The sequence below is a fragment of the Marinicella sediminis genome (genome assembly GCF_002000055.1).
GTDB lineage: Bacteria > Pseudomonadota > Gammaproteobacteria > Xanthomonadales > Marinicellaceae > Marinicella > Marinicella sediminis.
Window position 1 is genome coordinate 263112 of the sequence record NZ_MVBD01000005.1, and the last position, 22251, is coordinate 285362.

At 46.1% G+C, this 22251-nt stretch carries 24 protein-coding genes; all 24 read left to right on the top strand.

The window, feature by feature from the left end:
• Window positions 1-945 (top strand): phosphate acyltransferase, encoded by a 945-nt coding sequence (locus tag B0475_RS09095; protein ID WP_077411493.1) that lies wholly within the window; start codon window positions 1-3, stop codon window positions 943-945.
• A 27-nt stretch (window positions 946-972) separates the two neighbouring features.
• Window positions 973-1944 carry a beta-ketoacyl-ACP synthase III gene (locus B0475_RS09100; protein WP_077411494.1) on the top strand — a complete coding sequence of 324 codons (972 nt, stop codon included), beginning with the start codon at window positions 973-975 and terminating at the stop codon, window positions 1942-1944.
• A gap of 10 nt (window positions 1945-1954) precedes the next feature.
• Window positions 1955-2887, top strand: a complete 933-nt coding sequence (fabD, locus tag B0475_RS09105; RefSeq protein ID WP_449288543.1) for an ACP S-malonyltransferase — start codon at window positions 1955-1957, stop codon at window positions 2885-2887.
• On the top strand, window positions 2884-3621 hold the full coding sequence (gene fabG, locus B0475_RS09110; protein ID WP_077411496.1) for a 3-oxoacyl-ACP reductase FabG: 738 nt from the start codon (window positions 2884-2886) through the stop codon (window positions 3619-3621). The genes fabD and fabG overlap by 4 nt, the downstream gene beginning before the upstream one ends.
• Window positions 3622-3760: 139 nt before the next feature.
• The gene (gene acpP / locus B0475_RS09115; protein ID WP_077411497.1) at window positions 3761-4000 is read left to right on the top strand and encodes an acyl carrier protein; all 240 of its coding nucleotides are present in this window, start codon (window positions 3761-3763) and stop codon (window positions 3998-4000) included.
• Between the two features lie 97 nt (window positions 4001-4097).
• The gene (gene fabF / locus B0475_RS09120) at window positions 4098-5348 is read left to right on the top strand and encodes a beta-ketoacyl-ACP synthase II (protein ID WP_077411498.1); all 1251 of its coding nucleotides are present in this window, start codon (window positions 4098-4100) and stop codon (window positions 5346-5348) included.
• A gap of 10 nt (window positions 5349-5358) precedes the next feature.
• A complete protein-coding gene (locus B0475_RS09125) occupies window positions 5359-6663 on the top strand; it encodes an aminodeoxychorismate synthase component I (RefSeq protein ID WP_077411499.1) in 1305 nt (434 codons plus the stop codon).
• Window positions 6660-7457 carry an aminodeoxychorismate lyase gene (pabC, locus tag B0475_RS09130; RefSeq protein WP_077411500.1) on the top strand — a complete coding sequence of 266 codons (798 nt, stop codon included), beginning with the start codon at window positions 6660-6662 and terminating at the stop codon, window positions 7455-7457. Before B0475_RS09125 ends, pabC begins: the two co-directional genes overlap by 4 nt.
• Entirely contained in the window at window positions 7454-8455 is a 1002-nt protein-coding gene (gene mltG / locus B0475_RS09135; protein WP_077411501.1) for an endolytic transglycosylase MltG, read from the top strand. Before pabC ends, mltG begins: the two co-directional genes overlap by 4 nt.
• A complete protein-coding gene (gene tmk / locus B0475_RS09140; protein ID WP_077411502.1) occupies window positions 8455-9087 on the top strand; it encodes a dTMP kinase in 633 nt (210 codons plus the stop codon). The genes mltG and tmk overlap by 1 nt, the downstream gene beginning before the upstream one ends.
• A complete protein-coding gene (locus B0475_RS09145) occupies window positions 9084-10058 on the top strand; it encodes a DNA polymerase III subunit delta' (RefSeq protein WP_077411503.1) in 975 nt (324 codons plus the stop codon). Before tmk ends, B0475_RS09145 begins: the two co-directional genes overlap by 4 nt.
• A gap of 2 nt (window positions 10059-10060) precedes the next feature.
• Window positions 10061-10417 carry a PilZ domain-containing protein gene (locus B0475_RS09150; protein WP_109862370.1) on the top strand — a complete coding sequence of 119 codons (357 nt, stop codon included), beginning with the start codon at window positions 10061-10063 and terminating at the stop codon, window positions 10415-10417.
• A 2-nt stretch (window positions 10418-10419) separates the two neighbouring features.
• On the top strand, window positions 10420-10914 hold the full coding sequence (locus B0475_RS09155) for a hypothetical protein (RefSeq protein WP_077411504.1): 495 nt from the start codon (window positions 10420-10422) through the stop codon (window positions 10912-10914).
• Window positions 10901-13459 (top strand): putative bifunctional diguanylate cyclase/phosphodiesterase, encoded by a 2559-nt coding sequence (locus tag B0475_RS09160; RefSeq protein WP_077411505.1) that lies wholly within the window; start codon window positions 10901-10903, stop codon window positions 13457-13459. Before B0475_RS09155 ends, B0475_RS09160 begins: the two co-directional genes overlap by 14 nt.
• A gap of 46 nt (window positions 13460-13505) precedes the next feature.
• Window positions 13506-14132 carry an RNA polymerase sigma factor RpoE gene (gene rpoE / locus B0475_RS09165; protein WP_269799122.1) on the top strand — a complete coding sequence of 209 codons (627 nt, stop codon included), beginning with the start codon at window positions 13506-13508 and terminating at the stop codon, window positions 14130-14132.
• Window positions 14122-14715 carry a sigma-E factor negative regulatory protein gene (locus B0475_RS09170; protein ID WP_077411507.1) on the top strand — a complete coding sequence of 198 codons (594 nt, stop codon included), beginning with the start codon at window positions 14122-14124 and terminating at the stop codon, window positions 14713-14715. Before rpoE ends, B0475_RS09170 begins: the two co-directional genes overlap by 11 nt.
• Window positions 14712-15194: a SoxR reducing system RseC family protein gene (locus tag B0475_RS09175; protein ID WP_077411508.1), complete on the top strand. Its 483-nt coding sequence runs from the start codon at window positions 14712-14714 to the stop codon at window positions 15192-15194. Before B0475_RS09170 ends, B0475_RS09175 begins: the two co-directional genes overlap by 4 nt.
• Before the next feature lie 191 nt (window positions 15195-15385).
• Window positions 15386-16732: a Do family serine endopeptidase gene (locus B0475_RS09180; RefSeq protein ID WP_077411509.1), complete on the top strand. Its 1347-nt coding sequence runs from the start codon at window positions 15386-15388 to the stop codon at window positions 16730-16732.
• A 95-nt stretch (window positions 16733-16827) separates the two neighbouring features.
• Entirely contained in the window at window positions 16828-18612 is a 1785-nt protein-coding gene (gene lepA, locus B0475_RS09185; RefSeq protein ID WP_077411510.1) for a translation elongation factor 4, read from the top strand.
• Between the two features lie 13 nt (window positions 18613-18625).
• Window positions 18626-19432 (top strand): signal peptidase I, encoded by an 807-nt coding sequence (gene lepB, locus B0475_RS09190; protein ID WP_077411511.1) that lies wholly within the window; start codon window positions 18626-18628, stop codon window positions 19430-19432.
• A gap of 71 nt (window positions 19433-19503) precedes the next feature.
• On the top strand, window positions 19504-19863 hold the full coding sequence (locus B0475_RS09195; RefSeq protein WP_157892829.1) for a DUF4845 domain-containing protein: 360 nt from the start codon (window positions 19504-19506) through the stop codon (window positions 19861-19863).
• Between the two features lie 4 nt (window positions 19864-19867).
• Window positions 19868-20527, top strand: a complete 660-nt coding sequence (rnc, locus tag B0475_RS09200; protein ID WP_077411513.1) for a ribonuclease III — start codon at window positions 19868-19870, stop codon at window positions 20525-20527.
• Window positions 20524-21432: a GTPase Era gene (era, locus tag B0475_RS09205; protein WP_077411514.1), complete on the top strand. Its 909-nt coding sequence runs from the start codon at window positions 20524-20526 to the stop codon at window positions 21430-21432. Before rnc ends, era begins: the two co-directional genes overlap by 4 nt.
• Window positions 21432-22091 (top strand): DNA repair protein RecO, encoded by a 660-nt coding sequence (gene recO / locus B0475_RS09210; protein ID WP_077411515.1) that lies wholly within the window; start codon window positions 21432-21434, stop codon window positions 22089-22091. The genes era and recO overlap by 1 nt, the downstream gene beginning before the upstream one ends.
• Window positions 22092-22251 lie beyond the last annotated feature (160 nt).

Below are 22251 nucleotides of genomic sequence, written 5' to 3' on the forward strand. Positions count from 1 at the left end.
ATGAACAGTCAATTTCCAATCACCGCAATCGACCTGATGGGTGGCGATGACAGTCCGCTGACGCGATGGCGTGCGATCAATAAATACATCAAGCTAAACCCCAATCATGCATTCAAAGTCTACCTGGACGAATCCTGTATGCAGCAACACCAGCAGACATTCGCAGAGTGTCCTGACAACATCAGTCTGATCATCGCAGAGAATTCCATATTGATGGATGAATCTCCGATCCGTGCGTTGCGTCAAAAAAGAACCAGCAGCATGTCTGTGGCCATCAAAGCGGTGGCTGATGGTGAAGCTGATGCCATTTTGACAGCCGGTAATTCCGGCGCGCTGGTGGCACTGGCCAAATACTGGCTTAAAATGTCATCCACCATTGAAAGGCCTGCTTTGGCTACGGTGCTGCCAGGCAGCCCCAAACCCACTTTGCTACTGGACATTGGCGCCATGCTGGAATACCGGGCAGAGGACCTGTATGGGTTGGCTGAACTAGGTGCGCAGGTGGCGCCAGAATTACTGAACTGCGGACCAAGACCGGAAGTGGCGCTGCTGAATGTGGGTACTGAACACATCAAGGGTCATGACACCGTTCAGCAGGCAGATCGCCTGTTGCAGGATTCTGAACTGAATTATCTGGGTTTTTGCGAAGGAACTCACCTGTTTGCTGGTTTTGCTGATGTGGTGTGTTGTGATGGTTTTGTGGGTAACATTACCTTGAAAGCCTGCGAGGGGCTGATGCAACAGGTGCAAAGCAAACGACACCTGAAATGGTGGCAAAAATGGTTTTGCCAATTTAATGATGTGAATTTAAATCCGGCCCAATATAATGGTGCCTTGTTGTTGGGGTTGGATGGTTTGGTGGTCAAGGCCCATGGCAACAGTGATGAACAGGGTTTTTATCATGCCCTGGTCAAAACCGGCGAATGGATGACTAAAATCAAATAAAAATAACAACGTGTGGGATAGAAAATCATGAGAATTTATTCAAGAATTGCGGGGACTGGCAGCCATTTGCCTGAAAAGATTTTAACCAATGCCGATATGGAAAAATTGGTAGATACGGATGATCAATGGATACAGGAAAGAACTGGAATCAAACAACGACACGTGGCAGGAGACGGTGAGACTTCATCAACTTTAGGTCTCGCGGCTGCACAAAAAGCATTGGAAGCAGCTGGCATCACCGCCAAAGACATTGATTTAATCGTGGTGGGTACCACGACACCCGACCTGGTCTTTCCCAGCACTGCTTGTTTGATTCAGAAAGGCCTGGGTTGTTCAGGCATCACTGCCATGGATGTCAATGCGGCTTGTAGTGGTTCCATATATGCACTGAGTGTGGCCGATAAATTCATTCAGTCCGGCCAACATAAAAAAGCCCTGGTGATTGGCACCGAAACCCTGACGCGAATGGTTGACTGGACGGATCGCACCACCTGTGTGCTGTTTGGCGATGGTGCCAGTGCAATGGTGTTGGAAGCCAGTGATGAGCCAGGAGTTATGTCTACCCATTTGCATGCTGATGGAGCGCATGATCATTTGCTTAATGCCACAGTTGGGGTGTCCTCCGGATTGAAAAATGAGCCCAATGGTGGTTTAAAAATTCGCATGAAAGGCAATGAGGTTTTCAAAATGGCAGTGACCACATTGGGTCGCATTGTCAAAGAGACCCTTGTGGCCAACAAGCTGAAAAAAACCGACATTGATTGGTTGATACCACATCAGGCCAACTTGCGAATCATCACCGCCACGGCGAAAAAACTCAGCATGAATATGGACCAGGTTATTGTGACCGTAGATAAACACGGTAACACATCGGCCGCTTCTGTGGGACTGGCTTTGGATGAAGCCATCAGAAGTGGAAAAGTAGCACGTGGGGACGTGTTGTTATTAGAGGCCTTTGGTGGTGGATTCACCTGGGGTTCTGCACTGATCAAATACTGATTATCACTTTATAACAATGAAAAAAATAGCACTTGTTTTCCCTGGACAGGGATCTCAATCGGTGGGCATGCTGGACGGTTTAACTGACTTTCCTGCGGTTCTCGATTGTGTAAAGACTGCCAATGATGTGTTGAATATTGACTTGTTGTCAATGATCAACAACGGGCCGGCAGAATCACTCAACCAAACCCAGTGGGCCCAGCCTGCATTGCTCGCTGTTTCGGTGGGTATTTATCAAACCATCAATGCTCAGCAGAACATTGACGTGCCGGTGATGGCAGGCCATTCGCTTGGTGAATATTCGGCCTTGGTTTGTGCCGGGGCATTGAGCTTTGAAGCAGCCATTGATTTGGTACATAAACGTGGATTGTATATGCAGGAAGCCGTTCCCGCAGGCAGCGGTGCCATGGCAGCTGTACTGGGGTTGGATGAGGCCAGGGTCAGTCAGGCGTGCCAAGATGCTGAGGGCAGTGTCAGTCCGGCCAATTACAATTCACCCGGACAGATTGTCATTGCTGGTGCTGCAGAGGCGGTAGAACAAGCCGGACAACTGTGTGTGGCTGCGGGTGCCAAAAAGGTCATGCCGCTGGCAGTCAGCGTGCCATCACATTGTGAACTGATGCGGCCTGCGGCTGAACAACTGGCTGTGGACCTGAAACAGATCAGGTGGCAAAAGCCTGCCTGCCAGATTTTACATAACGTAGATGTACAAAGTCATGATGAGGCCGAGGCGTTGCAGCAAGCGCTGGTGGCACAATTGTATTCACCTGTTAAGTGGACTCAGACCATGGAAGCCATGCAGTCCATGAGGATTGAAGCAGTGGCTGAATGTGGGCCAGGCAAAGTATTGTCCGGTTTGTTTAAAAGATTCGATCGTCAATTAACCGTCACACCTTTGCTGAACAGCAAAGGCATCATGCAAATTCTGGAGGGAACATCATGAGCACAAAACAACAAATTGCCCTGGTGACAGGGGCCAGCCGGGGTATCGGCAAAGCCATCGCTAACTGTCTTTCAAAAGCCGGTTTTTTGGTTGCCGGAACAGCCACATCAACCGGTGGTGCAGCGGCCATCTCTGAATACCTGAAAGACACTGGTGGTTTGGGTCTGGTGTTGGATGTGGCAGATCAGGAAAGCATTGATGCCTGTTTGAAACAATTAAAAGAAACCATTGGGTTACCAACGGTGTTGGTAAACAATGCCGGGGTCACCAATGACAAATTATTGATGCGGATGAGTGTTGAGGACTGGGATCAGGTCATTAACACCAATCTGTCATCCATTTACAAAATGAGTAAAGCCTGTATCAGAGGCATGATGAAAGCCAAAACCGGGCGCATCATCAACATTGGTTCAGTCATCGGCAGTATGGGTAACCCGGGGCAGAGTAACTATGCAGCAGCTAAAGCCGGCATGATTGGTTTCAGTAAATCGTTGGCCAGCGAAGTGGGTTCCAGGGGAATTACTGTCAATGTGGTTGCGCCAGGTTACATCCAGACGGACATGACCGATGAGTTGGATGAAGGTCAACGCAAGCAGTTACTTGAGCAGGTGCCATTGAAGCGGCTAGGACAACCCGAAGACATTGCCCAAACGGTGTTGTTTCTGGCCTCGGCTGCCGGGTCATACATCACCGGAGAAACCATTCATGTGAATGGTGGGATGTACATGTCCTGATGTGCTGAGGCTTAATCATACAGACGTTTGAAACAAATTGCGGGTGATTCCTTGAATATCCCGACCCCACCACTATTTAGGGGTGGAATATTTTATAAACCTTGCATACAATATGCTTTTTTACATAGGTAAACACTAAATGAGTGACGTAGAAAATAAAGTCAAAGAAATCGTGATTGAACAGTTGGATTTGGATGTGGAAGTATCTGAACTGAATAACTCTTCATCTTTTGTTGATGATCTGGGAGCTGATTCACTGGACACTGTGGAGCTGGTTATGGCTCTGGAAGAAGAGTTCGAGTGTGAAATTCCTGAAGAAGATGCAGAGAAAATCACCACAGTTCAACAAGCCATTGATTACGTGACAGAAAACGCCTGATCATTTTTTGCTGAATGAATTCATTAAAAAGCTGCGATTGATTCGTGGCTTTTTGAGTTTTAAGGGTTCGAATTGAATCCGCAGAACGGGGACACACATGAATAAACGCAGGGTCGTTGTAACTGGCATGGGAATCATTTCGCCAGTTGGAAACACACTCAAACAAGCTTGGGACAACATCGTGAACGGAAACAGCGGTATTGCACCCATAACACACTTTGATACCAGTGATTTTACGGCAAAAATAGCCGGTGAAATCAAGAACTTTGATGTCAAAGACTACCTATCACCTAAAGAATCAAAAAAAATGGATCCGTTCATACATTACGCCATGGCTGCCGGCCAGGATGCAATGAATGATTCAGGACTTGAGGTGACTGCTGAAAATGCCGAGCGGATCGGGGTGTATGTAGGAGCTGGTATTGGAGGGATTCTGGGTATCCAGAACACCACAGAGACCTGGTTGGAAAAAGGGCCAAGGCGGATTTCACCATTTTTCATTCCAAGCACCATCATCAATATGGCATCTGGACATCTGAGTATTAAATATGGTTTGAAAGGCCCCAATCTGGCAATGGTTTCGGCATGTAGTTCTGCGACTCACAGCATTGGTATGGCTTATCGTTCAATCGTTTATGGTGATGCTGATGTCATGCTTTGTGGTGGAGCAGAATATGCCTCTACTCCGATTGCCATTGGTGGGTTTTCACAATCCAAAGCCTTGTCTACCCGCAATGAAGACCCGGCCGGAGCATCACGGCCATGGGATATGGAGCGTGATGGTTTTGTTCTGGGTGACGGTGCTGGTGTTATGGTCATTGAAGAATATGAACACGCGGTTAAAAGGGGGGCCAGAATTTATGCAGAACTGTCTGGTTTTGGCATGAGTTCAGATGCCCACCACATGACATCGCCATCGCCTGGTGGAGAAGGCGCTGCCCGTTGCATGGTCAATGCAATCAATGATTCAGGCTTTAACAGCGATGAGTTTAATTATGTCAATGCCCATGGAACATCAACACCACAGGGTGACAAAGGCGAGAGCGATGCGGTGAAAGTGGCTTTTGGTGATCATGCCCGTCAGATGGCGGTTTCATCAACCAAATCAATGACAGGACACTTGTTGGGGGCCGCCGGTGGCATTGAGGCTATTTTCAGTGTTATGGCCATCAATGATCAAATCCTGCCGCCAACCATCAACCTCAGTAATCCTGATCCGGAATGTGACCTTGATTATGTTCCGAACACGGCACGTGATGCCCAGGTTGATGTGGTTATGTCCAATTCTTTTGGCTTTGGTGGTACCAATGGTTCATTGGTGTTTAACCATTTAAAAGCCAGGTCCTGAGCATCTGCATTTGATAGAGCAAAAACTCACTGAAAAACCCGACTTTCTGGCCCTTGCGGCCGAGCAGCCGGGTTTTTTTCCGGCCTTGCTGGAAAGTCAGTCATACCAGGCCAGTATTGGGCAGTTTGATGTGTTGTTTGCTGCTCCTGATGTTGAGTTGGTGGCCTTTGATCATGAACAGTTTCAGCACTTGCTGGAAACGATCAACTGTCAACCCAATGAGCAGCGTTCGCTGTTGCCTTTTCAATCGGGGTGGTTGGTTTATTTTTCATATGAATCGGCCTATCTGATGGAGCCGAAACTGGCTCATTTGATACAACCTTCCAAGGAACCGCTGGCCATTGCCATTCATTGTCAGGGAGCCCTGGTGTATGACCGCAAGAATCAGCAAACCTGGGTTTGTGGTGCATCTGAACAGGCCGTGACTGAAATTTTGTCCCGCTGTCAGTATGATCCTCAATGGTTGCCAGGCGCTGTGTCGATTGAAGATTGGTACGAAGAACCCGGACAACAGTTTACCGCTGCAGTGGAGCAGGCCAAAGCACTGATTGTTTCGGGTGATATCTATCAGGCTAATTTATCAAGGCAGTACACGTGCCGACTGCAAGAGGGTACCGCTGCTGTTGATGTGATGGCGCGTCTTAAACAGGCCAATCCGGCACCCTTTGCGGCTTTTCTACAAGTCAATGATTTTGCGGTGGTCAGCAGTTCTCCAGAGCGGTTACTGGGTATCAGTGAAGGGTGGGTTGAAACCCGGCCGATTGCCGGAACCCGGCCACGCGGTACTGATGAGCAGACTGACCAGGCGCTGATTGAAGAACTGATCAATACCCCCAAAGAACAGGCCGAACACATCATGTTGATTGATTTGGAGCGTAATGATGTTGGCAAAGTGTGTCAGATTGGCACCGTTGAGGTGGATGAGTTGATGGTCATTGAGTCTTACCAGCATGTCCATCACATAGTTTCCAATGTCAAAGGCAAGCTGTTGCCGGACGTGTCTGTGGTTGATGTCATTCGGGCCTTGTTTCCAGGTGGTACCATCACTGGTTGCCCTAAAATACGTTGTATGCAGGTTATCCATGACATCGAATCGAGACCAAGGGGTTGTTATACTGGCAGCATGGGTTACATCAATCACAATGGTCAGGTTGACCTGAATATCCTGATCAGGACAGTAGAAATCAATGGGCGGCAATTGACATTCAATGCCGGAGCCGGGATTGTGTATGATTCTCAGGCAGCGGCTGAGCTGACTGAAACCAGGCACAAAGCCCAGGGCATGATTCGGGCCCTCGAAATGGACGCCATATGATTTTGGGTGCGTCTTTTGCGACCTCTGATCCGGAGCAGTGGCTTAACCGGGCATTGTTTTATGGCGATGGGATATTTGAAACCATGCGTTTTGCTGGCGGACAAATTCCTTTATTCAAATGGCATCAACAACGGATGAATGGCGGCCTTGAACGGTTGCACTTGGATCAACCTGACTGGCCGGCGATTATCACGGTCATCGGTCAGATGCCAAAGGAACTGGTATCATCTGCGGTTATCAAATTGGTGGTGTTCAGAAAAACCCAGCACAGGGGTTATCAGCCAGCTACCCAAATGTCAGAATGGTTGTTGCTGGCCGAACCTTTTGCCCCTGATCAGAAAACGACGTACACACTTGGTGTGGCCACTGGACGCCTGGCTGATCAGCCAATGCTGGCAGGTATGAAACACCTCAACCGGCTGGAACAGGTAATGGTGGCTGATGAGTTGAATGACCAGGATGTGGATGATTTATTGGTCTTGAATCAGCAGGGTAACGTGATCGAAACAACCAGGCAGAACCTTGTGGTGGTAAAAGATGGTCAGTTACTGACTCCTGATTTGTCTTTGTGCGGGGTCAGGGGTGTGGCTTTGGAGTGGTTAAAATCACAGTATAATGTCAGGGAAACATCCTTTGAAATCAATGATATGCTGCGGTTTGATGAGGTTTTACTTGGCAATTCATTGCATGGTTTCAGACCAGTCAGCCAAATCAAAGGCCTGGATTCAATTGGCACAGCCCGACAGGTTCACGGTAAAATAAGCGATTTGTGGAATCGTCTGTTCAAAGCATGAAGAAAACACTGTTGTTGCTATTGTTATTGATGCTGCTGGTTGGGGCTGGCTTTGTGGGCTGGCATTACAAAGCTTACCGGGATTTTTTGAATCAACCGGTATTTGTCACGTATCCTGTGGTGTTGGAGATTGACAAAGGGACTTCTTACGGTCATTTTGTACAGATGGTTAAAAGTCAACAAGGACAGGGTGAACTTATTTACTGGAAACTACTGGCCAGGCTCAATGACGTGCAGCACAAAATCAAGGCTGGGGAATTTGAAATCAGTCAGGCCATGACTCCCCTTGAATTGATTGATTACATTGACGGCAATCAGGTCAAAACATATGCCATCACACTGGTTGAAGGACATAACTGGAAACAAATCAGAGCCCAATTAAAATCGAGTGATATCAGGCAAGTGGCGTCTGACATGACAGAAGAGCAATTGATCAATTGGCTGGGAATCGAAGCCGGTCATCTGGAAGGGCAGTTTCTACCAGAGACTTATCAATATACCCGGGACGAATCCGATCTGGATGTGCTGGTCAGGGCCCATCAGGCGATGAAACAAGTGCTTAACGATGCCTGGTCAGGAAGGGTTGATGGGTTATTGCTGAAGTCTCCATATGAACTCTTGATTCTGGCATCAATCATTGAAAAAGAAACCGCGGTGAGCACTGAGCGCAACATCATTTCCGGGGTTTTTCACCGACGGCTGAAGCAAGGCATGAAGCTACAAACCGATCCCACCGTCATTTATGGAGTAGGCGACGCCTATGCAGGAGACATCACCCGTCAGCATCTGGTCACAGATACGCCATATAACACCTACACCCGCAAGGGATTGACTCCGACACCCATCGCCATGCCAGGAGCTGCTTCCATCAGGGCGGCGGCACACCCCAATGAGGGTAAAGAGTTGTATTTTGTGGCCAACAATCAGGGTGGTCACACTTTCAGTGAGACCTATGAACAACACCAACAGGCAGTCGCTGCCTATCTCAGGGGGAACTGATGACTGACAAAGGACGATTCATCAGCCTTGAGGGTTCGGAAGGGGCGGGTAAAAGCACCGCCATGAATGCCATTGCTTCGGTCCTGGATGACTGGGGAATTGATTTCATAAAAACCCGGGAGCCGGGTGGTGAAGCCAATGCTGAACGGATCCGCGAGTTGTTGTTACACAGTGAGCACCTGGATGACAACACAGAGCTGTTGTTGATGTTTGCAGCGCGCAATGAGCATCTGGTGAAAACCATCCGACCAGCCCTGGAAAAAGGGATTTGGGTGGTGTCAGACCGTTTTGTTGATGCCAGTTTTGCATACCAGGGATTTGGCCGGAACATTGCCTGGTCAACCATCGAATATTTAGAGGATTGGGTTGTTGCTGACACCAGGCCGGATTTGACGGTCTACCTGGATGTGGATCCCCTGACAGGGCTTAAACGTGCTGCCAGGCGATCAGCCAAAGACCGGATTGAAAAGGAAAGTATTCATTTTTTCAATAACATACGGAAAGGTTATTGGCAAAGACTTGAACAAAATCCTCAGCGAATCAAGCGGGTTGATGCCAATCAGGACATACAACAGGTCACGACTGATGTCATGAATGTTCTCAACACTTACCGGGAGCAACTACAATCATGAATCTGTTTTGGCTGACCAAACATCAACAGCAATGGCAGGCGTCGATCAAGACAGATCACAAGCCTCAGGCGGTCATCATCAGCGGTCATCAAGGGGTTGGCAAAAAATCACTGCTGGATTTGTTGCTGGCTGATTTATTGTGTGGCGCACAGCAGCCAGCCTGTGGCGCATGCCAGAATTGTCGGTTATTCCAACTCGGCTCTCATCCTGACATCAAAAAGCTGGTGCCGGACAAAAACCTGATTAAAGTCAGTATGGTCAGAGAAGTGACGCAATTTTTCACCTCAACTCCACACTGTTCAGCGCACAAAGTGGCCATCATTGAAGAAGCTCATCTGATGAATAAGGCTGCGGCCAATGCACTGCTGAAAATCCTGGAGGAGCCACCTGGCAGTGGCATGCTGTTCCTGATCACCAACCATAAACAAAGCCTGATGCCCACCATCCGCAGCCGGTGCGTGGAACTGGCGGTTCATTTGACTCCTGATGAGGAGCTCAGGTTGCCAGATTGGCTGAGTGAACAAGGTGATTGGCAGGTTGACCAGATTGTGGATGCCCTGCAGTTGAGCGATCATCACCCCTTGTCGGCTTTACAGATTTTGCAGGATGAACAGCTGGATTTGGTCAATGAACATCTGGATTTGATTCTCCAGGTGCTGAGCGGACAGGCTTCTGTGTCTGCAGTAGCCAGGCAGTTGAGTGAGTTGGAAGACCTGCAATTCTGGCAACACTTGCAGCGATATTTTTTGGGGCTCATCAAAAGTCTGTTAAACCCTCGGATACCAGAAATCAATGCGGCTCATCCATTAAATCAGTTCATGAAGAAAGCCCCGAAAGTGGTTCATATTCTTATTGAATTAAATGATTTAATACAGATGATTATGGTAAACTTAAATACTCAAATAAAGAAACAATTGCTGATTGAGTCAGTATTGATTGAAATCAAAAAGCCATTCAATGGTGGGAGGTAATCATGGCATTTGCGGGAAACATGGCCAAAAAGGGGATATTGTCCCTCAATATACAAGGTGCTGCAGAATTGCATCAGTGTTTCATGCCTTATGTTGCCAACGGCGGCTTATTCATCAAAACCACCAATAAATACAAACTGGGTGATGATGTGTTTTTGATCTTGACGCTGGATGATGATGAGCGAATGCCCATTACTGGTAAAGTCATTTGGATTACGCCCAAAGGTTCTCAAGGAGGACGCATGCAGGGTATTGGTGTACAACTCAGCGACAACGCTGACATGGAAGTGGTTAAAACCAAAATCCAAAGTATTCTGGCTCCGTATTCCGGTGACGACATTCCTACTTTTACCATGTAATAATGAGTGAATTTCTCAGCAGTCATGAATTGCTCAATCTGGAAGAAGAGCTGCGCGTTGCTAACCAACTGCTTTACGTGGAAAAAAAGTCCAATGAAGGGGTGGCTAAAAGCTTCAAGTCTTTGTCTCTGAGAACCGGTTGGGCTACCTATTTATGGTCAGATGGCGAAGGGTTGTTGAATCTTAAAAGCTCAGAACCGGCGGCCCCTAAAACAGATCAGTTTGACCTGGCCATCAAGTTTGCCCTGGCCAGAAAACATTTTTCAGTGTTTGTGTTTCCCATCAATACCAAAGAAGCCTGGTTGCAGGCCAAATTGTTTTTTTCGACCAATCAGCCTGATTTATCAGGGGTGGTCAAATGCCTGTTTATTTTGCCGGTCGGCAAAGATCATCCGTTTTTTCTGAGACATGGCAAAGCCATTCAGTTGAATATGGGCCTGGATGGAAATTATGTGTTGCGCGATGGACAATGGGTGAGTGCCAATGAGCTTCCATGACCATAACGTACTGATCGCCTGCAGTGATAAAAAAGACAGGCTGCAGTTTTTTAATTATTTTGATGACCTGGACGCAGAAAAAATCTACACCGCCAGTGATGTTGAGCAAATGCATGAATTGTTGGCTGAGAATGAAGAACAATTCACTATTCTGGCATTTGAGATCTCCTCACAGTGGATTAAAAATCTGGAAAAAATCAATCAAATCAAAAACCAGCATCCAGAACTTAAACTGATTGCGCTGGTGGCCATGAACGTAAACCTGACACCACGACAACACGGTGAAATTGAAAAAATGGTTGATGGCATGTTCTATTCACCTGTTACCCAGCAGGAGTTGCTGGCCAAAGGTACCGCTCAGGTAGGTGAACGTGAGTCTGTCACCAGGATTCACAGTGAAGAGTTGGAGGCGTTCCTGAATGTACACTTTCAACTGACCAGCTTACCTAAATTATTGGTGGAAGTTGACAGTCATAAAATACTGCAGGCCAATGAAGCCATGTTGCAGCAATTTGATGTCAAAGGTGCTGCCATCAGAGGGTTGGTATGGCATGAAATTTCAAACATCAAAAAGGACAAGGAAATCACCAGGCTGAAAAGCCAGCTGAATGAGGCAGGGCAATTGAATAAAATGGTGCTGCTGAATTTTGGTCACGGATATGTGCCGGTCAATCTTTACCTTTATTCAGTGGTTTTTGACAACAAAACCTATTACCTGGCCGAGTTATTTGATCAAACCAAACAACAGTTTCAGCAAATGTTTTTGCGTTTCCTGAATGAAGTTACGCGCATTAATTTCACAGAAAACAGAGATAAGACCACCATGCAGAATATGTTGCGATGGGTGGGGTTTGAGTTTTGTTTTATCGTGCAAAAAGAACTCAGCGATCAATACAATCAAAAGATTTGGGACGTCTCTTTAAACAATTATGTGGATCACTTTGTACAGAGTAACCACGACTTCATCAATCGTAAGCTGGCAAAAGACCAGATATTTGATGTGCGGGAACAAGCCAATAAGAAAATACCGGCCGATGAATTCCTTAATTTCTATGGTGTGAGCTCATTGGTGGCTTATAACTGTTCAGTCGACGATCAAAGCCAGAGTGTGTTAGTGGCTGGTGGCATGAAGCCAGTGAAGAATTGGGATTCAGTTAAATTGCTGTTTCATCAAATGGCCTTGCATTTCAAACAGACCATGGCTTTCAAAGCCTTGAAAAAATCACATGAGTCTGAAAGTCAGTATGATGTGTTGACCGAATTGATGAATCGTCGCTACATCGTCAAAACCATAGAGCAATCCATTGACATTGCGCTGAAAAAACGCCATACCCTGGCCGTTATGTTTCTTGATCTGGACCGATTTAAGGTGATCAACGATTCATTGGGACATGATGTGGGTGATGATGTGTTGGTGAGTATTGCCAATATCCTCAAGAAAAATGTCAAAAATCATGGTGTGGCCGCCCGTTATGCTGGTGATGAATTTTTGATTTTGTTGAACCAGAACATCAGTAAATCACAGGTTAACCAGATTGCTGAAACCATACTCAAGGATGTGGCCAATCCCATCAAACTGAAAAATGGCAGTGAAATCAACCTGACCATTTCGCTGGGAATCGCCTATTTTCCTGAGCATGGTACCAGTGTCAACAAGCTCATTAAACATGCAGATATTGCCTTATATAATGCCAAGCTGAATGGCAAAAACCGATACACGGTCTACAGCGAGGAATTGGACGGTGATCAGGCCAAGCAAAGTGAAGAAATGGTCAGAAACTTGCAAGCGGCCATTGAATTGGATCAGATTGAAGTTTATTACCAACCTAAAATCAATGCCAGTACAGAAGACATCATGGGTTTTGAAGCCCTGGTCAGGTGGGAACACCCTGAATTGGGTATCATCAGTCCTGGTCTGTTCATTCCACTGGCCGAACAATCAGAATTGATCTTTCCAATTGGATTGTTGGTGATTGAAAAAGCCTGTAGGGCATTGAAGCAGTGGCAGGAACAATTCAAACTGCCTTTGACCATGTCGGTCAATTTATCGCCTATTCAGCTGAATGACAAAGATTTGATTAAGAAAATCAACCGGATCATTGAAGAAACGGCGGTATATCCCAAACACCTCGATTTTGAAATTACTGAGAGTGAAAAATTCAAAAGTGTCAAAGATGCATTATTGATGTTCAAAAAAATAGTCAATCTTGGCTGCACCTTATCCATTGATGATTTCGGAACCGGACACTCAACCCTGGATTATTTGCGGAAGATTCCAGCCAAAACTTTGAAAATAGATCAGGTGTTTGTCAAAAACATTGGTTTGAGTCCTGACGACGAAGCCATCCTGGACGCAACCATTGATATGGCCAAAAGGGTGGGTCATTTCATCGTCGCTGAGGGTGTTGAAACCGAAGAACAGAGACAATACTTAACCAGCAAAGGTTGTGATTATTTTCAGGGTTATTTATTCAGCAGACCCGTCCCAGCTTCGGAAATTGACCGCATTCTGACAGATCGGGAAAAAATCCTGAAAAAAAACTGATCCGGGTGAACTAATCTCAGGGTATTAAGTCCAAGCAGGCAAATGAATGAAAACTCAAGAAGATAAGATGTCTGAAAAAACACTTGATGCAGAACTGGTTGAGCAAGCCAAAAAAGGCGGCATGCAGGCGTTCGAATTGTTGGTCAACAGATACCAACAGCGGGTTGCCAATGTGATTGCTAAATTTATCCGTGATCGTGATGAGATACAGGATGTGGCCCAGGAGGTCTTCATCAAAGTGTTCAGGGCCTTACCAAAATTTCGTGGCGACAGTTCTTTTTATACCTGGATTTACAGGATCGCTGTCAACACTTCAAAAAACCACTTGGTGTCGAAGTCCAGAAGAATTCAAAACACCCAATTGGAATTTGAAGAAGCCGAATCATTCGCCAATAATGAAGATCAGCGGAACTTAGATACCCCGGATGCTGTCTATGCCCGCGGAGAGTTAGAAAAGACCATGGCCAAAGCCATTGACGCTTTGCCAGGTGAGTTGAAATCAGCCATCATCATGAGGGAAGTGGATGGTTTGAGTTACGAAGCAATTGCCGCACAGATGGATTGTCCCATTGGTACAGTCCGGTCCAGAATATTCAGAGCCAGAGATGCCATCGACCAGGCACTCAGACCGTTGCTTGAAAATGAGAGTATGAGAAAACAAAATGTCAGATAAATCCAACCAAAACATGTCAGAACTGATGGATGGTGAATTGAGCAGTGATTGCAGTAAATTCCTGATCAAACGCATGCAGTCTGATGACCAATTAAGTCGCAGTTGGCACAATTACCACATGCTGCGATCTGGCTTGCAAAAAGATCACAATGCGCCTTTGATGAGTGATTTGGGTGCCCAGGTAGTGGCTCGTATTCAGCAGCAACCCCCAATGGTTGAAGAACTAGCTACATCAGGAGGTTGGTTCAGGTCTGTTGCAGGTGGAGCGATTGCTGCATCAGTGGCTTTGTTTGCCGTGTTGATGCTGACCCCACAGACTGATGATAATTCCGGGGTGCCAGGTCTGCAGCATCAGTTGTTTGCCAAAACCTCCAGCCAGGTCATTAATCCGCCAAGAGCAGCCGTTGCCAGGGTGGCGCAACCGGTCAGTTACTCCAGATACCCTTCATTGACGCCTCAGATTCAGCAGTATCTGGACGAATCCAACAATCAGCCAGCCATTCCGGTGTATTACAACAGTGAATATGTCGATCAAATGATGATCAAAACCAGAGTGACCTCCCGGCAAGTTGCTGAGGAATGAAGCGACAGGCACTGGTGGTGTCACACGATGGTCATTCGTTGACCCTCAGGTTACAACAAACTGCGCGTTGTGCAGGTTGTCCCAAAAACTGCAATGAACCGTTATTTTCATTATTCGGTGGTCGCAGTGATGAATTGACTTTATCGGAAAACCACCCCGACTATCAGTTGAACAGTGATGATGGGTTGTTCGAACAACCCATGTCAGGTCAGCTGGTGGAACTTTCATTTGATCTTCAGCAACTCATGTCAACCAGTGCCAGGTTTTATCTGATGCCATTGGTGCTGATGGTAGTTTTTGCTTTGCTTGGTCATGTGACGGCTAGCAAATTATCATTCAATACAGACGTCGGTGCTTTATTTGGAGTGCTGGTTTCCTGGTACCTAAGTTTTCAATTGATGCGGGGAAAAATTTTCCCTAAGGTCTTGAAAAACAGGCCGAAAGTCACGATTTTAAAAATCAATGGCACTTCGTCCTGAAACAGCAGTCAGAAGCCTCGATGAACTGAATGACACTGCTATCGCCAATCAAATTTTTGGGCATGTGGGGATGGATCATGGTTTCTTGAGCGATGAGGTGTTGTGATTATTTTCACAGCACAGCCACTAAACTGGCAGAGTGTCACGTGTTAATTCATTTAATAACGTTTCAATTTTGATGGAGCTTACGCATGAAAAAATATATGATTTTGGTGATGTTGGTCATCAGTTACCCGTCATCAGCCAAGACTTCCGGGTTGCCCGATTTTGTTGAACTGGCTAAACAAACCGGACCAGCCGTGGTCAATATTGTGGCCAGAGATAATGCAGATAACAATCCTTCTACAAACCAGCAAAACGATGAATTGTTCCGTTTTTTTGGAATTCCGGATCAACCCCGTGACCGGGTTTCAGGTGGGACAGGTTTTATCATTGCCAGTGATGGTTTGATCCTGACCAATCGCCATGTCATTGATGGTGCCGACAAGATCACTGTTACATTGCTGGATCGTCGTGAGTTTGAAGCAGAGCTGGTAGGAGAAGATCAGGCCAGTGACATCGCTTTGTTGAAAATAGATGGCGCCAACCTCCCTAAACTTCAACTGGGCTCGGCCGAAGATTTACAAATTGGTGAATGGGTGATGGCCATTGGATCACCCTTAAGTTTTGAGAACTCAGTCACCAAAGGGATTGTCAGTGCCAAAGGAAGACAGGTGGGTGGTCAGCAATACGTGCCATTCATTCAGTCAGATGTGCCCATCAACCGGGGTAATTCCGGCGGACCATTGATTAACCTCAAAGGTGAGGTGGTTGGCATCAACACACTGATTTATTCCAATACGGGTGGTTACATGGGAATCTCATTCTCTGTGCCCATTGATGTGGCGATGAATGTGGCCAATCAATTGCAGGCCAATGGATCTGTGAGCAGGGGATTGCTGGGAGTCGGCATTGATGATGTGAATCAAGCCATGGCTGATTATTTGGGAATGGATAAACCCCTGGGGGCATTGGTCAACCAGGTTTCAGAAGGCAGCGCGGCTGAAAAAGCCGGTATCCAAGTGGGTGATGTGATTGTCAGATTTGATGGAAAGTCCATCAAAACACGTCAGTCCTTGCCGCCGGTTGTTGGAAGTGTCATGCCTGATACGGAAGTAACGGTTGACGTTTTCCGGGATGGCAAGACCCGACAATTAGTCGCTAAACTGGATGCTTTGAACGATAACTTGCAGGCCAGTAGTGGCAACAACGGCACCAATGAAATTCAGGCAGGCATTGGTTTTTCAGTGAGCATGTTGTCTGAACAGGATAAAGAACGCACCGGTGAAACCGCTGGTGTGATTGTGACTGACATCACCGAAAAAGATGTGGAACGAGCCAATCTGCGGGTTGGCGCCGTGATTAAACGGATTGGTAAAAAGGACATCAGAAACCTGACTGACTTCAGTGAGGCCATTGAATCGCTTAAGCCCGACGAACCATTGGTGTTATTGGTCAGACAAGGGCCCGGGAATACTTTTATTGTGATTGAACGGTAACCGTTATCAGTATAAAATACCCCAACAAATCCCATGACTTCATGGGATTTGTTGTTTTTAATCGCACAAAATGAACCCAGGCCACGAAACCTTTAATGAAAAACATCCGTAACTTTTCCATCATTGCCCATATTGACCATGGCAAATCCACTTTGGCTGATCGCTTTATTCAGTTGTGTGGAGGACTCGCCGATCGGGAGATGGCGCAACAAGTGCTTGATAGCATGGACATTGAACGTGAACGGGGCATCACCATCAAATCCCAGGCAGTGTGCCTGTCATTTGAGTCCGCATCAGGCGAAGTGTATCAGTACAACCTCATTGACACCCCAGGTCATGTGGATTTTTCATATGAGGTTTCACGTTCTTTGGCAGCCTGTGAGGGTGCATTGCTGGTGGTTGATGCCGCACAAGGGGTTGAAGCCCAGTCTGTGGCCAATTGTTATACAGCCATAGAGATGGGTTTGGAAGTGATTCCAGTGATCAATAAAATTGATTTACCATCTGCTGACGTTGAACGTGTTAAGCAGGAGATTGAGGAAATCATTGGAATTGATGCTTCTGATGCCTTGCTGGTTTCAGCCAAAACCGGTCAGGGTATTCAAGGTGTTCTGGAAGCCATTGCGGAACTGATTCCTGCTCCCAAAGGGTCACCTGAAGCCCCCTTACAGGCTTCGATCATTGATTCCTGGTTTGATAATTACCTGGGTGTGGTCTCACTGGTCAGGGTGTTTAACGGTGAATTGTCAGTCAAAGAAAAAATTAAGATCATGTCTTTGAAAAGTGAGCAAATGGTTGACGGGCTCGGGAAATTCACCCCAAAACGAACGCCTGGCACCTCGTTAAAATGCGGTGAAGTCGGTTATGTGACCGCCTCAATCAAAGATGTTCATGGTGCACCGGTTGGTGACACGATCACAACAGTTAAAAATCCGGCCAAAGAACCGCTTGCTGGATTCATGCAATCTCAACCCCGGGTGTTTGCCGGATTATTTCCCACCTCGGCCGATGATTATCAGGGCTTACGTGAAGCGCTGGAAAAACTGCGTTTAAACGATGCCTCTTTGACTTTTGAACCTGAATCGTCAAGCGCTTTGGGTTTTGGTTTTCGTTGCGGTTTTCTTGGCATGCTGCATATGGAAGTTATTCAGGAACGCATTGAACGTGAATTTGATATCGATATGATCACCACTGCACCGACCGTGGTGTATGAGTTGATTGATCGCAATGGTGAGACCCGTATGCTGGATAATCCAGCGGATTTGCCAGAAATGTTCGATGAAATCAGAGAACCGATTATTGATGCAAACATCTTGTTGCCGCAGGATTTTGTGGGTCCGGTGATCACCTTGTGCATCGAAAAACGAGGGGTTCAGAAAAACATGCAGTATCTGGGTAATCAGGTCCAATTGACTTTTGAATTGCCATTGAGTGAGGTGGTACTGGATTTCTTCGATCGTTTGAAATCTGTCAGTCGCGGGTATGCTTCCTTTGAATATGAATTCAGCCATTATCTGGCCGGCCCATTCATCCGCCTGGATATCCTGATCAATGGTGACCGGGTTGACGCGTTGTCAGTGCTTACCCACCGTGAAAATGCCCAGAAAAGAGGCCGTGAATTAACCGAACGCCTGAAAGAACTCATTCCGCGTCAAATGTTTGATGTGGCGATTCAGGCTGCCATTGGCTCGCAAATCATAGCCAGAACCACCGTTAAAGCGTTGCGCAAGAACGTTACGGCTAAATGCTATGGTGGTGATGCCACCCGGAAGAAAAAATTATTGGAAAAACAAAAAGCCGGCAAGAAAAGAATGAAACAAATTGGCCGCGTTGAAGTGCCGCAGGAAGCCTTCTTGGCTGTATTGAAAGTAGATAAATAGAGGAAGCAGAGACGTGAGTGACGTACATTTTGATTTTGAAGCTTTTCTGGCCATTGCCAGTTTAGTAACCTTCATTTGCTGGATCACAGCCAAAATTAAGTTTCAGGGTAAAGAGCCTGACAATCAAGGTTTCATGACTTCTGTCATTGCATTTGGGTATTCCTTTTTTCCAGTGTTCATCTTTGTGTTGGTGGTCAGAACGTTTGTTTTTGAACCATTCCGAATTCCATCCGGGTCAATGATGCCAACCTTACTGACTGGTGACTTCATTTATGTAAACAAGTTTTCTTATGGCTTGAAAATGCCGGTGTTTCATAACACATTGATTGAAGTGGGGCATCCGGAACGTGGTGATGTGGTGGTCTTCCGGTACCCGCCCAATCCCAAGGACGACTACATCAAACGAGTGATAGCAGTTCCAGGAGATCAGGTTTTTTATGATGCCAAACGGAAAATGGTTTACCTCAACGGCGAGCCGGTAAAACAAGATGTAGACGGTCAATATGAAGGGTTTCTTGACTCTAATCCCAGTGACCGAAGAATGAATATTCAGAAAACTGAATATTTAACTGACGAAGGTCATAAATTATTGACGGTCAATGGTGCGAACCAACAGAAAAATTTTAAATACACCAGTTTAAAGGTGCCCGAAGGGCATTATTTTGTCATGGGCGATAACCGTGACAATTCTTCTGACAGTCGTGTTTGGGGGCTGGTGCCTGAACGCAACCTGGTGGGTGAGGCTAAATTCATCTGGATGCATTGGCGGATCCCACATTTTTGGGAAGGCCTGAAACGCATTGGCACGAGAATTAAATAATTATTTCTATCTGATCAGGTCGGACGATATAATAAAACCCACAATTGAGATAAATGAATAGAGGACAATCCATGAAATCTTTAAAAAAAGCACAAGGCATCACATTAATCGGATTTATATTCGGTTTGGTTATTTTGGGTGTTTTCGTATATGCAGGCATGCAAATTGGCCCTGTTTACATGAACCACATGAATGTGGTCAAAGCCATGAAAACGGTGGCAGATGAATCTGGAAATTCATCTCCAAGTGAAATCAAAAACCGCTTGGCTAAAATCCTCGATGTCAGTTATGTTGACCAGGTTAACGCCAAAGACTTCAAAGTCATCAGAGGCAATGGCAGGGAGCTGGAAGTCAAATATGAAGTTGAAAAATCATTCTTTTACAACTTATCGTTTTTAATGAAATTTGAAGAACGGGTTCAACTGAACTAATCCTTTGAATATTCTGGGTCAGACAATCAACTGGCAAGATGCTGGTTTAATTAAGCAGGCGTTGACCCACAGAAGTCGCGGAAAGCACAATAATGAAAGACTGGAGTTTCTGGGAGACTCCATCCTTTCACTGGTGGTGTCCAACCACCTATACAATCAATACCAACAATTAACAGAAGGCGAGCTTTCCCGATTGCGCTCACAATTGGTGAAGGGGAAAACCCTGGCAGCTGTGGCACGGCATTACAACCTTGGCCCGCAAATCATACTGGGGCCTGGAGAGATTAAATCTGGTGGAGTCAATAAGTCCTCAGTGCTGGCTGATGCGGTAGAAGCAGTGTTTGGTGCGGTTTATCTCGATCAGGGCTATGTGGTAGCCAGCCAATTCATCGAGCAGGTGTTACAACCCTGGTTGCAACAGATTGATCCGACCACCATAAGAAAAGATGCCAAATCTGAGTTGCAGGAAATTTTACAAAAACAGGGGCTTGAGTTGCCGGAGTATCAATTGATGGAGTTGATTGAATCCAATAAAGAAACCCGGTTTAAAGTATCCTGTGAGGTGCCAGCCATGAAGCAACGTATAGAAGCAATCGGTGGTTCGATCAAAAAAGCCGAGCAATCAGCGGCTTCAAAAATGATTGAATGGTTGTTGGAACAATGACCAAAAAGAACAAGAAATGTGGTTATGCGGCCGTTCTGGGAAGACCCAATGTAGGTAAATCGACGCTGATTAACCAGATCATTCAACAAAAGCTTTCGATTGTCTCGCATAAGCCACAAACCACCCGCCATCAGATTTTAGCGATACACACCACCGATCGGGGACAGTTGATCTTCATCGACACACCAGGTATACACAATCAAAAAGGCACAGCCCTGAATAAGCACCTGAATCAAACCGCACAATCTTCATCTTTTGGGGTTGATGTGGTGTTATTTCTGGTAGAAGCCATGAAATGGACCGATGAGGACAAAAGGGCGGCCAAAGTGGCCTGTCGATCAGATGGCAAAAAAATATTGGTGATTAACAAAGTTGACAAAGTGAAGCACAAAGAGCAGTTACTGACTTTTGTACAAACCATTCTGAATGAGTTTGAATTCGATGCGATTCACTACATCAGTGCCCTCAAAAATAAACAAATCACTCCGCTTGAAGACAGTGTGTTTGATTATTTGCCCGAGGGTGAACCCATCTTCGATGAAGACCAGGTATCCGATCGTTCAACTCAGTTTTTTGTATCTGAGTTGATTCGCGAACAACTGATGTTGCGGTTCCATCAGGAACTTCCGTACAGTACCTCGGTTAGCATTGAGCAATACGAAGTGAAAGGTGTGATTCATCATATCCATGCCATCATCTGGGTGGAGAGAAAGAATCAGAAAGGCATTGTCATCGGTCGACAAGGTGAAGCGCTCAAACAGATTGGTGTCAAATCCCGTAAAGAAATTGAGCAGTTCATTGGCGCCAGGGTAAACCTTAAATTGTGGGTCAAGGTTCAGTCTTCATGGACAGACGATGCCAAAGCCATTGATGCGCTGGGTTATCAGGACACTTTCAAAGACTGATGATCAGTGACAGTGGTTATGTGCTGCATAAACGTGACTACAAAGACAGCAGTGAAATTGTCCGATTGTTGTGTCGTCAGCATGGCCTAGTTGATGTGCTTGCCAAAGGCAGCAAACGTCCCACTTCCTCTTTTAAAAACCAACTACAACCATTTTTACCCACGTACCTTGCTTTCACTGGAAAAAGTTCATTAAAAACCCTCACCATGGCTGAGCAGACTGCAATCAGTCGCGGCATTCCTTTCCTGAACCAAGTCTCTTTGTTGTACTGCAATGAATTGATATTGTTGTTGTCCATGGATGAACATACGGCTGTGCGACTTTTTCCAGCCTATGAGCAAGTCATTCAGGCCATTCAGGACAATCAACGGTTGGTTGCTCATTTACGCCGTTTTGAGTGGCATTTATCCGGGTTGATGGGTTATCAGCTGACCATTCCTGATTCAGTAACTGAAACCGATTGCTTATCTTTTGATGCGGTTAATGGATTGGTGAAGGCGGCACATAACCAAGGGTGTGAAGTCACTACTTTGCGTCAATTCATCGCTGGTTCCTCCATGAATCAACAACAATGGCAACAGTTGTCAAGGCTGATGAGGACAGTGGTAGATCATCTGGTAAACGGTCAGCCGATTCGATCCCGTGAACTGTTGTCCTGAAATAAACAAAACCTCCCTGAGCGTAAGTGATTAATGCTTGTTTGTATAATTCGCTTCTGACAAAACGTGAACTGGTTATGTTTTTGGTGGTTAACCAGACGATATAACTTGAAAAGATTGACGTTGCCTTGCCTTCAACTTGATAATAATTATGGGTTTA